Origin of the sequence: Novosphingobium sp. MD-1 (assembly GCF_001014975.1) — a bacterium.
Taxonomy (GTDB): Bacteria; Pseudomonadota; Alphaproteobacteria; order Sphingomonadales; family Sphingomonadaceae; genus Novosphingobium.
In genome coordinates this window covers 122977-136664 of record NZ_BBXA01000034.1, presented here as the reverse complement: position 1 = coordinate 136664, position 13688 = coordinate 122977, and the positions used below count along the sequence as shown (strand labels likewise).

General features: G+C 67.9%; 11 protein-coding genes. All 11 read left to right on the top strand.

Features of this window, described 5'->3' with window-relative positions:
- Positions 1-3: 3 nt before the first annotated feature.
- Positions 4-1488 (top strand): UDP-N-acetylmuramoyl-tripeptide--D-alanyl-D-alanine ligase, encoded by a 1485-nt coding sequence (gene murF, locus NMD1_RS20700; protein WP_125957122.1) that lies wholly within the window; start codon positions 4-6, stop codon positions 1486-1488.
- Positions 1489-2553, top strand: a complete 1065-nt coding sequence (gene mraY / locus NMD1_RS20695; RefSeq protein WP_124809019.1) for a phospho-N-acetylmuramoyl-pentapeptide-transferase — start codon at positions 1489-1491, stop codon at positions 2551-2553.
- Positions 2554-2560: 7 nt separating this feature from the next.
- A complete protein-coding gene (gene murD, locus NMD1_RS20690) occupies positions 2561-3871 on the top strand; it encodes a UDP-N-acetylmuramoyl-L-alanine--D-glutamate ligase (RefSeq protein WP_125957119.1) in 1311 nt (436 codons plus the stop codon).
- A 10-nt stretch (positions 3872-3881) separates the two neighbouring features.
- The gene (locus tag NMD1_RS20685; protein WP_124809021.1) at positions 3882-5111 is read left to right on the top strand and encodes an FtsW/RodA/SpoVE family cell cycle protein; all 1230 of its coding nucleotides are present in this window, start codon (positions 3882-3884) and stop codon (positions 5109-5111) included.
- Positions 5108-6307, top strand: coding sequence for an undecaprenyldiphospho-muramoylpentapeptide beta-N-acetylglucosaminyltransferase (murG, locus tag NMD1_RS20680; protein WP_125957116.1), 1200 nt, complete (start codon positions 5108-5110; stop codon positions 6305-6307). Before NMD1_RS20685 ends, murG begins: the two co-directional genes overlap by 4 nt.
- On the top strand, positions 6304-7728 hold the full coding sequence (murC, locus tag NMD1_RS20675; protein WP_125957113.1) for a UDP-N-acetylmuramate--L-alanine ligase: 1425 nt from the start codon (positions 6304-6306) through the stop codon (positions 7726-7728). Before murG ends, murC begins: the two co-directional genes overlap by 4 nt.
- Positions 7725-8687 (top strand): UDP-N-acetylmuramate dehydrogenase, encoded by a 963-nt coding sequence (murB, locus tag NMD1_RS20670; RefSeq protein ID WP_125957111.1) that lies wholly within the window; start codon positions 7725-7727, stop codon positions 8685-8687. The genes murC and murB overlap by 4 nt, the downstream gene beginning before the upstream one ends.
- 36 nt (positions 8688-8723) lie before the next feature.
- Positions 8724-9707: a D-alanine--D-alanine ligase gene (locus NMD1_RS20665; protein ID WP_125957109.1), complete on the top strand. Its 984-nt coding sequence runs from the start codon at positions 8724-8726 to the stop codon at positions 9705-9707.
- A 3-nt stretch (positions 9708-9710) separates the two neighbouring features.
- Positions 9711-10688, top strand: a complete 978-nt coding sequence (locus NMD1_RS20660; protein ID WP_124809026.1) for a cell division protein FtsQ/DivIB — start codon at positions 9711-9713, stop codon at positions 10686-10688.
- 3 nt (positions 10689-10691) lie between these two features.
- A complete protein-coding gene (gene ftsA / locus NMD1_RS20655) occupies positions 10692-11975 on the top strand; it encodes a cell division protein FtsA (RefSeq protein ID WP_125957106.1) in 1284 nt (427 codons plus the stop codon).
- Between the two features lie 179 nt (positions 11976-12154).
- Positions 12155-13606 carry a cell division protein FtsZ gene (gene ftsZ / locus NMD1_RS20650; protein WP_125957104.1) on the top strand — a complete coding sequence of 484 codons (1452 nt, stop codon included), beginning with the start codon at positions 12155-12157 and terminating at the stop codon, positions 13604-13606.
- Positions 13607-13688: the final 82 nt, after the last annotated feature.

Here is a 13688-nt window from a genome sequence, read left to right as displayed (position 1 = left end):
ACCATGAACGCCCACCCCGCCATGCTGAGCTGGCCGGTCGAAGCCGGTGACGATCTTGGCCTCGCCCTGTGGACCGCGCGCGACATCGCCGCCGCCACCGGGGGCACCGCATCGGGCGATTTCAGCGTCTCCGGCGTCGAGATCGACAGCCGTGCCGTGGCCGAAGGTGATCTGTTCTTCGCTCTGAAGGGCGAAGCCGCCGACGGGCACCGCTTTCTGGAAGGCGCGTTCGGGCGCGGCGCGCAGGCCGCCGTGGTCGATCGCGATGTGCCGTGGCCGCATGTCCGCGTTGCCGATACCTTCCACGCGCTCGAGGACCTGGGCCGCGCCGCGCGTGCGAGAGTCGATGCCGGGATCATTGGTGTGACCGGCTCCGCGGGCAAGACCGGGGTCAAGGAAGCGCTTTACGCCGCGCTCGATCGCGGCAGCCGGGGCCGGGCGCACCGTTCGGTCAAGAGCTACAACAACCATGTCGGTGTGCCGCTCAGCCTGGCGCGGATGCCGGCGCGCACGCGCTTCGGCGTGTTCGAGATGGGCATGAACCATGCGGGCGAGCTGTCCGCGCTGACCCGGCTGGTCCGCCCCCATGTCGCCATCGTCACCACCATCGCCCCGGCGCACATCGGCCATTTCTCCGGCGAGGAGGCCATCGCCGACGCCAAGGGCGAGATTTTCGAAGGGCTGGAACCGGGCGGCACCGCGATCATCCCGGCGGACAGCCCGCACTATGCCCGGCTGCGCGCCAAGGCGGAGCGCCACGCCGCGCGCGTGCTCGGCTTTGGTGTTTCGCGCGAGGCGCAGGTCCGGCTGATCGATGCGGTTCCTGCCCCGGCCCTGAATGGCGGGAGTGGCGGCACGCTCGTCACCGTCGATCTCGGCACGCGCAAGCTGTGCTACACCATCGCCATGCCGGGCGCGCACTGGGTCGCCAATTCGCTGGCGGTGATGGCGGCTGTCGAGGCGGTCGGCGGCGATCTTGGCGCGGCCGGGCTGGCGCTCGCGGAGATGGAAGGGCTTGCCGGGCGCGGCGCGCGCCATCGCATTCCCGCGCCGCGCGGCGATGGATCGGGCGAGGCGCTGCTGATCGACGAAAGCTACAACGCCAACCCCGCCTCGATGCGCGCCACGATCCTGCAACTGGGGGCCACGCCCGCGCGCCGGCGGATCGCCGTGCTGGGGGCGATGAAGGAACTGGGCGCCGACGAGGCACGCTATCACCGCGAACTGGCCGTGCCGCTGATCGAGGCGGGTGTCGATCGGGTGATTCTGGTCGGTGCCGAAATGGCGCCATTGGCCGAGGCGCTGGGGAAAAGCGCCGCCGCGCCGCTTGCCCGGCGAATCGAGATGGCTCATGTGGAAACGACGGCGGAAGCGGCTGAACGCCTTGCTTCCGAAGGGGTCGAGGGTGGCGACGCCATGCTCGTGAAGGGTTCGAATTCGGTCGGATTGGGAGTGCTTGTCCGCGCGCTCACGGCCAGGGAAAACTGAATGCTCTATCTGCTGGCGCACTGGCTTCACTATGAAGGCCTGACCAATCTTTTCCGTTACCAGAGCTTCCGCGCCGGCGCCTCGCTGCTGACCGCGCTGTTCGTGGGCCTGCTGATCGGCCCGCGCTTCATCAACATGCTGCGCGTGCGGCAGGGCAAGGGCCAGCCTATCCGCGAGGACGGGCCGCAAAGCCACCTCGCCAAGCGCGGCACGCCCACCATGGGCGGGCTGATGATCGTCATCGCGCTCACGCTGGGCCTGCTGCTGTGGATGGACGTGACCAGCCGCTATGTCTGGGCCTGCCTGGTCGTCACGCTCGGCTTCGGTCTGATCGGCTTCCTCGACGATTACGACAAGGTCACCAAGTACGCGCACAAGGGCGTGCCGGCCAAGGTCCGCCTGCTTGGCGAATTCGTCGTCGCGGGCGTTGCCGCCTGGCTGGTGGTGGGGGAAACCAACCTCTACGTGCCGGTGTTCAGCAACCTCTATATCCCGCTGGGGCCGTTCTACTACGTCTTTGCTGCCTTCGTCATCGTCGGCGCGGGCAATGCCGTGAACCTGACCGACGGGCTGGACGGGTTGGCGACGATGCCGGTGGTGATCGCGGCGGGCACGTTCGCGATCATCGCCTACCTCGCCGGCCGCGTGGACTATGCGCATTACCTGGGCATTCCGCACGTTCCCGGCGCGGGCGAACTGGCGATCTACTGCGCGGCGGTGATGGGCGCGTGCCTTGCCTTCCTGTGGTTCAACGCCCCGCCTGCCGCGGTGTTCATGGGCGATACCGGCAGCCTTGCGCTGGGCGGCACGCTGGGCGTGATCGCGGTATCTGCCCATCACGAGATCGTGCTGGCGATCGTCGGTGGCCTGTTCGTGATGGAGGCCGTTTCGGTCATCATCCAGGTCTCGGTCTATAAGCGCACCGGCAAGCGCGTGTTCCGCATGGCGCCGATCCACCACCATTTCGAGCAGCTCGGCTGGAAGGAATCGACCGTCGTGATCCGCTTCTGGATCGTCTCGATCGTGCTGGCGCTGCTCGGCCTCGCCACGCTGAAGGTGCGATGATCCGGGCATGATCGTCTCCTCCGCCTTTGCCGGCAAGCGCTATGCGGTCCTCGGCCTCGCCCGGTCGGGGCTGACCAGCGTGGAAACGCTGCTGGCCAGCGGTGCGCAGGTGACGGCGTGGGACAACCGCGAGGAAGCCCGCGCCACGCTGGAAGGCCGGGCCACGATCGCCGATCCGCTGACGATCGACCTTGCCGGGTTCGATGGCGTCGTCGTCTCGCCCGGCGTGCCGCTCAACCGCCACCCCATCGCGGACTATGCCCGCGCCGCCGGGGTGCCCGTGATCGGCGATATCGAACTGTTCGCGCAGGCACGCGGCGATCTGCCCGCGCACCGTGTCGTCGCCATCACCGGCACCAACGGCAAGTCCACCACCACCGCGCTGGTGCATCACTTGTGCAAGAGCGCGGCGCTGCCGGTGCGCATGGGCGGCAACATCGGCCTGCCCGTGCTGGGGCAGGAGCCGCTGCCGGCCGGGGGCGTCTATGTGCTCGAACTGTCGAGCTACCAGATCGACCTGACCTATGGCCTGGCGGCGGACGTCGCCGCGCTGATCAATCTCAGCCCCGATCACCTGGACCGCTACGATGGCTTCGCCGGCTACGCCGCGTCCAAGGCGCGGCTGTTCGCCATGCAGCGCGCCGACCAGCACGCGGTGTTCGGCTGCGGCGATCCGCACACCCTGCGCATCGCCGAAGACGTAGCGGTTGGCCGGAGCGCGGGCTTCGTTCACGTCGTCGATCCGGCGGCGCTGGCGGGGCAGGCGGACTGGCCCTCGCTGCAAGGCCCGCACAACCTGCAAAACGCGGCCATCGCCGTGGAAATCGCGCGCCTGCTAGGCCTGAACGAAAGCCAGTGGCGCCCGGCGCTGCAATCGTTCAAGGGCTTGCCGCACCGCATGGAACGCGTGGCCGAGGCGCGCGGCGTGCTGTTCATCAACGACAGCAAGGCGACCAACCCTGCCTCTACGGCGCCCGCGCTGGCCGCTTTCCCGCGCATCCACTGGATCGTCGGCGGGCTGCCCAAGGGCGACGATCTCGACGAATGCGCGCCGTTCTTCGATCACGTCGTCGCGGCCTATACCATCGGCGAGGCGGGGCCGCGCTTCGCCGAGATCCTCGAACCGGTGATGCCCGTCAGCCGCAGCGAGATGCTATGCGATGCGGTCAGCCAGGCGATCGCCGCCGCGCGGCCGGGCGATGTCGTCATGCTCTCGCCGGCCTGTGCCAGCTTCGACCAGTTCCGCGATTTCGAAGCGCGTGGCGATGCCTTCCGCCAGATCGTGGAAGCGTTGACCGGCGGGCCGGGGGAAGGGTGAACGGCCGGCGATGAACACCACTCCCACACGCCTCGTCACCACCACCACGCGCGAAGGCGGGGTCCGCCTCGTCGGTGCGGCGCATCGTTTCCGCCGTACCCGGCGCAGCGAACTGCTGATCTGGTGGCGCGAGATCGACCGGGTGCTGCTCGGCCTGATCCTCACCCTGCTCACCGTCGGCGCGGTGGCCGTGGCCGCCGCGTCGCCGGCCAGCGCGCACCGCCTGTCCACCGCGCAGAAATCGCTGGGCGACCTCTATTTCTTCTGGATCCACCTGCGCTGGCTGGCGGTGGGGCTGACCGTGATGTTCATCGCCTCGCTGCTGCCCCGCGAATCGGCGCGGCGGTTGGCGATCATGCTGTGCGGGGCGATGGTGCTGGCGCTCGTGCTGGTTCCACTGGTCGGCGGCGAGGTGAAGGGCGCCAGGCGCTGGCTTTGGATCGGCTTCAGCCTCCAGCCTTCGGAATTCCTGAAACCGGCTTTCGCGATCACCGTCGCATGGATTCTCTCGTGGCGCGTGCGCGATCCCAACCTGCCGGTCATCACCATCTCGCTGGCCCTGCTCTGCACCATTGGCGGGCTGCTCATGCTCCAGCCCGATTTCGGCTCGACCGTGCTGTTCTGCGGGGTGTGGTTCGTGCTGGTGCTGCTCTCGGGCCTGCCGATCGCGCGGTTGCTGTGGGTTGCCGGCGGGGCCGTCATGCTGGTGATCGCCGCCTACCTGTTCTACCCCAACGCCACCCACCGCATCGACAATTTCCTCAACGGCGGCAGCGAGTTCGACCAGGTTGACCTTGCCATGCGCACGCTCGTTGCCGGCGGGTGGAGCGGGGCCGGGCTGTGGCTGGGCGCGCGCAAGAACGCGCTGCCCGAGGCGCATACCGACTACATCTTTTCGGTGATAGGCGAGGAATTCGGCCTGATCGCCTGCGCGGTGATCGTGATGCTCTACTGCGCGGTTGCCGTGCGCGTGCTGATGCGGCTGGTGGAAGAGGAAGACCTGTTCACCGTGCTGGCCGCCGCCGGGCTGACCGCGCAGCTTGTCGGGCAGGCGTTCATCAACATCCTCGTCAACCTGCAACTGTTCCCGTCCAAGGGCATGACGCTGCCGCTCATCAGCTATGGCGGTTCGTCCACCATCGCCCTGTTGCTCGGGGTCGGCTTCCTGCTCGCCATTACCCGCCGGAATCCCTATCTGACGCGCGAGTCATTCACGATCGGGGAGTTCCCGCGAAAATGAGCGCGGTATCACGGCATTATGTCCTCGCCGCTGGCGGTACGGGCGGGCACTTGCTGCCCGCCTTTGCGCTTGCTGTGGAGCTGGAACGGCGCGGCCATCACGTCGCGCTCGTCACGGACGATCGCGGTGCGAAGATACCGGGCAAGCCCGCGTTCATGCCCGCGCATGTCCTGCCGGCGGGCCGGCTGGGCAAGAACCCGCTTACGCTGCTGAAGGGCTTGCGCGCGATCTGGGCTGGCCGCGCCATGGCGCTCCGCCTGTTCGAAAGCTTCGAACCGTCCTGCGTGATCGGTTTCGGCGGCTATCCCGCGTTCCCGGCGCTGATCGCCGCGCAGTCCGCCGGCATTCCCACGGTGATCCACGAACAGAACGCGGTGCTGGGACGCGTCAACCGGCTGCTGGCGAAGCGCGTCAACGCCATCGCCACGTCCTATCACGAGGTCGACCGGCTCGATCCCAAGCTGTGGGGCAAGGTCCACCTCGTCGGCAATCCGGTCCGGCCCGAAGTGCTGGCGCTGCGTAGCGAGCCGTTCCCCGAATTTACCGAGGAAGGCCTGTTCCGTGTGCTTGTCACCGGCGGCAGCCAGGGCGCTTCGGTGCTGTCCGAAGTCGTGCCCGATGGCCTCGCCATGCTGCCGCCCGCCCTGCGCCATCGCCTGCAGGTCACGCAACAGTGCCGCGCGGAAGACCTGGAGGCCGTCCGCGCCCGCTATGCGGCGCACCAGATCCCGGCCGAACTCGGCACCTATTTCGAGGACATGGCCGGCCGCCTGGCCGAAGCGCACCTGTTCATTGGCCGCGCCGGCGCCTCGACCATCGCCGAACTCACCGCCGTGGGCCGTCCCGCCATTCTGGTGCCCCTGCCGATCGCCACCGACGATCACCAGGCCGCCAACACGCGCGAGATCGTTGCCGCTGGCGGCGCGCGCGCGATCCGGCAGACCGGCTTCACGCCCAAGGAACTGGCCAAGCAGATTCAGACCATGGCGCTTCATCCCCAATCCCTCGCCAACGCCGCGCATGCCGCCTGGAACTGCGGCCTGCCCAACGCCGTCACCGATCTGGCGGATCTGGTCGAAAGCTTCGGTGCGGCGCCGCTTCAGGACGTGATCCGGATGGAAGGCGGCAAGACGGCGACTTCGGAACAGGTCGCGCTGGGCGCAAGCGCGCCGCGCAACACCGGAGTCCGCGCATGAAGGGTGTCGGCACAGATATCGGCACGATCCATTTCGTCGGCATCGGCGGCATCGGCATGTCCGGCATTGCCGAAGTCATGCACAACATGGGCTATTCGGTGCAGGGTTCGGACATCGCCGAAAGCTATGTCGTCGAAGGTCTGCGCAAGCGCGGCATCGCGGTGATGATCGGCCACAAGGCGGAGAACGTCGAAGGCGCGGCCGTGGTCGTTACTTCCACCGCCGTCCGGCGCGAAAATCCCGAAGTTGTCGCCGCCCTCGAGGCGCGCGTGCCGGTGGTGCGCCGTGCGGAAATGCTGGCGGAGCTGATGCGGCTCAAGAACACCGTGGCCGTGGCCGGCACCCACGGCAAGACCACCACTACCTCGATGGTCGCGGCGCTGCTCGATGCGGGCGGGGTCGATCCCACGGTCATCAACGGCGGCATCATCAATTCCTACGGCTCGAACGCCCGCCTTGGCGCGTCGGACTGGATGGTGGTGGAAGCCGACGAAAGCGATGGTTCGTTCCTGCGGCTCGATGGCACGCTGGCGATCGTCACCAACATCGATCCCGAACACCTCGATCACTACGGCAGCTTCGACCGGGTGAAATCGGCCTTCGTCGAGTTCATCGAGAACGTGCCGTTCTACGGCGCGGCGATGCTGTGCATCGATCATCCGGAAGTGCAGGCGATCATCCCCAAGGTGCGCGACCGCCGCGTCATCACCTATGGCTTTTCCGCGCAGGCCGACGTGCGCGGCGAGGGCGTAACGCCGATTCCCGGCGGCAACCGCTTCACCGCCGTGCTGCGCCAGCGCGACGGCTCGTTCCGCCGCATCGAGGGCATCGAATTGCCCATGCCCGGCCGCCACAACGTCCAGAACGCGCTGGCCGCCGTGGCCGTTGCCGTGGAAATGGGCGTGTCGGATGACCTCATCCGCGCCGGCTTCGGCAAGTTCGGCGGGGTCAAGCGCCGCTTTACCAAGGTGGGCGAGATCGCGGTGGACGGCGGTTCGGCCGTGGTCATCGACGATTACGGCCATCACCCGGTCGAAATCCGCGCCGTGCTCGCCGCCGCGCGCGAAGGCGTGCAGAACCGCGTCATCGCCGTGGTCCAGCCGCACCGCTTCACCCGCCTGCGCGATCACATGGAAGACTTCCAGGGCGCGTTCAACGATGCCGACGTGGTCTATGTCGCGCCGGTCTATCCCGCCGGCGAAGCGCCGATCGAGGGCGTGGACGCGGCCGCGCTGGTCGAAGGCGTCAAGGCGCGGGGTCACCGTTCGGCGCACCTGATCGCCGGGGCGGATGCGCTGGCGCAGGAACTCGCGCCGCTGGTCCAGCCCGGGGACATGATCGTCTGCCTGGGCGCGGGCGATATCACCAAGTGGGCGGCGGGCCTTGCCGATGCCATCAGGGCGCAGGGGGTGGCGGCGTGACCAACTCCGCACCATCCGTTCGTGTCGAGCGAAGTCGAGACACGGGCAGCGCGGCGCAAGGTGTCTCGACTTCGCTCGACACGAACGGGGTCAGGGGAAAGCTCACTCAAAACGCCCCGCTCGCCCCGCTGGTCTGGTTCAAGTCCGGCGGCGCGGCGCAGTGGCTGTTCGAACCGAAGGACGCGGATGACCTCTGCGCGTTCCTGCGCGATCTCGATCCTGCCGTGCCGGTCATGGCGCTGGGGCTGGGGTCCAACCTGATCGTGCGCGATGGTGGCGTTCCGGGCGTGGTGGTGCGGCTGGGCAAGGCGTTCGCGAAAGTGGCGCGGGTGGATGGCGTCACGCTCGATTGCGGCGGCGGCGCATCGGGCATTCTCGTGTCCTCCACCGCGCGCGATGCCGGCATCGCGGGGCTGGAATTCCTGCGCTCGATCCCCGGCACCGTCGGCGGCTTCTGCCGGATGAACGGCGGTGCTTACGGCTCCGAGGTCAAGGACGTGATGGTCGATTGCGACGTGGTCCTGCGCTCGGGCGAACGGGTCACGCTGCCGGTCGCGGACCTGGGCTATACCTATCGCCATTCCGAACTGCCCGAAGGCGCGATCGTGATCGGCGCGCGGTTTCGGGGCCGGCCGGGCGACGCGCAAGCGATCCAGGCCGAAATGGACCGCATTTCCGCCGCGCGCGAAGCCAGCCAGCCGCTGCGCAGCAAGACCGGCGGCAGCACGTTCAAAAACCCCGATGGGGCAAAGGCGTGGGAACTGGTTGACCGTGCCGGCTGCCGGGGTCTCACTGTGGGCGGGGCGCAGGTCAGCGAAAAGCACACCAACTTCCTCATCAACACCGGCACCGCCTCCAGCGCCGACATCGAGGCGCTGGGTGAAGAAGTGCGACGCCGGGTGAAGGAACAGTCGGGCGTGGAGTTGCAATGGGAAATCCAGCGGGTGGGCAAGCCGTGACCGGTTTGTATCTCGACACGAACGGAGACTGTTGAAGTGTCATTGCCCAAACTCCACGTCGCGGTCCTGATGGGCGGCTGGTCGAACGAACGGCCGGTCTCGTTGATGTCCGGCGAAGGCGTCGCCAGGGCGCTGGAAGAGCGCGGCCACACGGTCACGCGGATCGACATGGACCGCGCGGTGGCGCTGCGTCTGGCCGAAGCGAAGCCGGATGTGGTGTTCAACGCGCTGCATGGCGTGCCGGGGGAAGACGGCGCGGTGCAGGGGATGCTCGATCTGATGGGCCTTCCCTATACCCATTCGGGCATGGTCACTTCGGTCATCGCCATCGACAAGGAACTGACCAAGCAGGCGCTGGTGCCGCACGGCATCGCCATGCCGCAGGGCACGATGGTCCGCACTCCCGATCTCCACCGCGCCGATCCGCTACCGCGCCCCTATGTCCTCAAGCCCGTCAACGAAGGATCGTCGGTCGGCGTCGCCATCGTCACGGCCGAAGGGAACTACGGCAACCCGATCAGCGCGGAGGCCAAGGGGCCGTGGCAGGAGTTCGACGAACTCCTGGCCGAACCCTATATCCGCGGCCGGGAGCTGACCACGGCGGTCATCGCCGGCGCCGATGGCCCGTGGGCGCTGGGCGTCACCGAGCTGCGACCCAAGTCGGGCTTCTACGATTTCGACGCCAAATACACCGAAGGGATGACGGACCACATCTGTCCGGCCGAGATTCCGGCCGAGATCACCGAGGCTTGCAAGGACATGGCGCTGCGCGCGCACGTGCTGCTGGGCTGCAAGGGCACCAGCCGGTCCGATTTCCGCTGGGACGATGAACAGCCTGGCCTGTCGGGCTTGTTCCTGCTGGAAGTGAACACCCAGCCGGGGATGACCCCGCTCAGCCTCGTGCCCGAACAGGCGCGGCACGTGGGCATGAGCTATGCCGATCTGGTCGAGGCGATCGTGGCCGACGCGCTGGGCCTGACCGCCACGCAGGGCCTTGTTGCCGCGCAGGGGAAGGGCTGAACCATGGCGCAGACGATCCGGCGGAGCGGCAAGGGCGTGCGGCGCGCGGCGGCGGCCAAGGGCGCGCAGCGCAAGGTGGCCACCGCGAAGAAGCAAACCGGTAACGTCATCGACGGCGTGATGCAGTGGCTGCCGTTCAGCGAGGAGACGCTGCACCGGATCGTGCTGGCGGTGATCCTCGGCGTGGCGGCGATGCTCGTGTGGGTGGTCGCCAGCATGGCCGGCGTGCCGATGCTGGCGCAGGAAAAGCTGGCGCAGGTCGCTTCGGGCGCCGGGTTCGAGGTCAAGCGCGTCGAAGTGCGCGGCGTCAACCGCATGAACGAGCTGAAGATTTACGAAAAGGTGCTGGGCCAGCGCGATCAGTCGATGCCCCGGCTCGATATCGACGGGTTGCGCGGTGATCTGATGCAGCTTTCGTGGGTCAAGGACGCGCGCGTTTCGCGCCAGTTGCCCGATACGCTGGTGGTGGACATCGTCGAACGATCGCCCCACGCGGTGCTGCGCAAGGGCGGCAAGCTGGTGCTGATCGACGATACCGGGCACGAGCTCGAACCCGTTTCGGCCGCGCGCGCCAAGGGCATGCTGGTGCTGGAAGGCGAAGGCGCGGGTGAAAAGGTGCAGGATCTCGGGCGCCTGCTCGATGTCGCCCCGGCGCTGAAGCCGCAGGTCGCCGAAGCCGAATGGATCGGCAACCGTCGCTGGAACATCATGTTCAAGACCGGGCAGGTGCTGGCGCTGCCCGAAGGCGATGACCAGTCCGCAAGCGCACTGCTCGGCTTCGCGCGGATGGACGGGGTGAACCGCCTGCTCGGCGGCAAGGTGGCGAGCTTCGACATGCGTGCGTCCGATCGCATGTACCTGCGCGTGCCCGGTCACGCCGACGAAGTGGCGGCCGATCAGCGCGCCGCCGCCGAGGCCAAGGCCGCCGCGAAGAAGGCGGCGCAACTCGCCCGGGCGAAGGCGGCGGAGAAGGATCAGTAGGCCGTGGCGGCTCCGCGCATCACCAGGCTTTTCGCTGCGGTCAACATCGGCTCGTTCCGCGTTTCGGCGATGATCGCCGGGCTTTCGGAAACGGGCGAGATGATCGTGCTCGGATCGGGCCACCGCGCCGCGCAGGGGATCAAGCGCGGCTATGTGACCGACATGCAGGCCGCCACTCATTCGGTGCGCGACGCGATCGAACGGGCCGAGAAGATGGCCAACACCGGCGTGCAGAAGGTGTGGATCGGCTGCTCCGGCGCGGGGCTGGTGAGCACTACCGCCCGGGTCGAGGTGGACATCGGCGGCCGCCGCATCGAGCAGGACGATATCGAGCATCTGCTCGTTGCCGGGCGCGAGGTGATCCAGCCCGATGGCCGCATGGTGCTGCACGCGCAGCCCGCGCACTACACGCTCGATGGCGCGCATGGCGTGCCCAACCCCAAGGGGCTCCATGCCGAACGGCTGGCGGTGGACATCCACGTCATGCTGGCCGATGGCGCGCCCATCCGGAACCTGACCGAGACCGTGCAGAACGCGCATCTGGAGGTCGAGGCCGTGGTCGGTTCGCCGGTTGCAGCGGGTCATGCCTGCCTGACGCCGGAAGAGCGCGAACTCGGCGTCGCGCTGGTGGAATTCGGCGCGGAAGTGACGACCGTTTCGGTCTATGCCGCCGGCATGTTGCTGGGCATGCAGGTCATTCCGTTCGGTTCGGGCGACATCACGGACGCCGTTGCCTCGGCCTTCGGTATCCGCCGCTACCAGGCCGAGCGGCTCAAGTGCATGTCCGGCTCGGCCATCGCCAGCCCGGCCGATCACCGCGAGATGATCCCGGTCAACGCGCCGGGCGATCCCGAAGGCGCGGGGCCGCTGGCGCGCCACGCGGACGACAAGAACCGCATTCCCCGTGCCGAACTGATCTCGGTCATCACCCAGCAGCTCGGACACTTCACAGAAGAAGTGGGCAAGGCGCTGAAAGGCATGGGTTTCTCAGGGCAGCGCGGCCAGCAGGTCGTGCTCACGGGCGGGGGCGCGCAACTGCCGGGGCTGGCCGATTACGCGCAGTCCGCGCTCGGCCGGCCGGTGCGGATCGGCGCGCCGCCGACGATGATCGGCCTGCCGCCCGGCCTTGCCACGCCCAGTTCCTCCACGCTCGTCGGGCTGGTGCTCTATGCCGCCGCCGATCCGGTGGACATCCGCGCGGTTGGCCCAGCCTACCAGCCCAGCGCGCGCTATTCCGGCCTGGGACTCGTCACGCGGGTCTATCGGGCGTTGCGGGAATACTTCTGATGTGCGCGCCCGATCACGGCAAGTTATCCACCGCTGCGCGCCTGAATAGCGGATTTTGCGAACCATTCGGCCGCTCATCCTGTGGAAAAGGTCTATTTAACCTTTATTCGACGAATCCAACTGTGCCACAGGTCGGCTAAGTTCAACCGAAACGCACCCAACCCGAACGGGAGACCGCTATGAGCATCAACATCGGACCGCCGGCCATCGATGAGCTTCGGCCCCGCATCACGGTGATCGGTGTTGGCGGCGCGGGCGGAAACGCCATCGCCAACATGATCAGCGCCGGGATCGAAGGCGTCGATTTCGTCGTCGTGAACACCGATGCGCAGGCGCTGAACAACTCGATCGCCGAAAACCGCATCCAGCTTGGGCCGGCGATCACGCAGGGCCTGGGCGCGGGCGCGCGGCCCGAAGTCGGCCGCGCCGCCGCCGAAGAGACGATGGAAGAGATCGAGCGCGCGCTCGACGGCGTCCACATGTGCTTCATCGCCGCCGGGATGGGCGGCGGCACCGGCACCGGTGCCGCGCCGGTCATCGCCGAAGTCGCGCGCAAGAAGGGCGTGCTGACCGTGGGCGTGGTCACCAAGCCGTTCCTGTTCGAAGGCACGCGCCGGATGCGTTCGGCGGAATCGGGCATCGAGGAACTGCAGAAGCACGTCGATACCCTGATCGTCATCCCCAACCAGAACCTGTTCCTGGTCGCCAAGGCGGAAACGACCTTCAAGGAAGCGTTCCAGCTGGCCGACGAAGTGCTGCAGCAGGGCGTGCGCTCGATCACCGACCTGATGGTCATGCCCGGCCTCATCAACCTCGACTTTGCCGACGTGCGCTCGGTAATGGGCGAAATGGGCAAGGCGATGATGGGCACGGGCGAGGGCGATGGCCCGAACCGCGCGCTCGAAGCGGCCGAACGCGCCATCGCCAATCCGCTGCTCGATGGCGTGTCGATGCAGGGTGCCCGCGGCGTGATCATCTCGATCATCGGCGGCGACGACATGAAGCTGCTCGAAGTCGACGAAGCGGCCAACCATATCCGCGAACTGGTCGATCCCAACGCCAACATCATCTGGGGTTCGGCGTTCAATCCGGATCTCGATGGCAAGATCCGCGTCTCGGTCGTGGCCACGGGTATCGAGCAGAGCGCCGAAATGGCCGAACAGGCCGCGCGCCCGCTCAACCTTCCCGGCGCCTCGCGCGGTCCGGCGTTCCCGACGACGGCCCCCGTCGCCGCGCCCGAACCCGCGCCGCCCGTGCAGCAGGCTCCCGAGCCCGTTCCTGCCTGGACGCCGCCCGTGGCGGAGGCCACTCCGGAACCGGAAGCCCTCGACCTCACGCTCGATCTCAGCGAGGAACATGCCGCGCCCGTGCCGCCGGCTTCGGCGGCGGGCAACGACGAACTCGTGCTCGGCGGGTCCGAGGAAATCGGTGCTCCCCCGCGTTTCGGTGGCGAGGCATCCGAGGCCCCGGCCGAACGCGCCACCCCGCGCGTGGCGCCGGGTGGCGGTGGCAGCACGCTGTTCGAACGCATGGCCAATCTTTCGCGTGGCAGCGGCAAGGCGGCCGATGACGAGGATGATGGCGGCGCACTGAATATTCCGCGCTTCCTCGGGCGTCAGAACAACCAGTAACGCGCGTCCGGACCTCCCGCCGCCGCAATTCGGACGGCGGGAGCGCCCGTTTCGCCGATCTGTTGTCGCCGGTTCTGCGGGA

Coding starts and splice junctions, on each gene's coding strand:
- murF (WP_125957122.1), top strand. CDS start 4: ATGAACGCCCACCCCGCCATGCTGAGCTGGCCGGTCGAAGCCGGTGAC.
- mraY (WP_124809019.1), top strand. CDS start 1,489: ATGCTCTATCTGCTGGCGCACTGGCTTCACTATGAAGGCCTGACCAAT.
- murD (WP_125957119.1), top strand. CDS start 2,561: ATGATCGTCTCCTCCGCCTTTGCCGGCAAGCGCTATGCGGTCCTCGGC.
- NMD1_RS20685 (WP_124809021.1), top strand. CDS start 3,882: ATGAACACCACTCCCACACGCCTCGTCACCACCACCACGCGCGAAGGC.
- murG (WP_125957116.1), top strand. CDS start 5,108: ATGAGCGCGGTATCACGGCATTATGTCCTCGCCGCTGGCGGTACGGGC.
- murC (WP_125957113.1), top strand. CDS start 6,304: ATGAAGGGTGTCGGCACAGATATCGGCACGATCCATTTCGTCGGCATC.
- NMD1_RS20660 (WP_124809026.1), top strand. CDS start 9,711: ATGGCGCAGACGATCCGGCGGAGCGGCAAGGGCGTGCGGCGCGCGGCG.
- ftsZ (WP_125957104.1), top strand. CDS start 12,155: ATGAGCATCAACATCGGACCGCCGGCCATCGATGAGCTTCGGCCCCGC.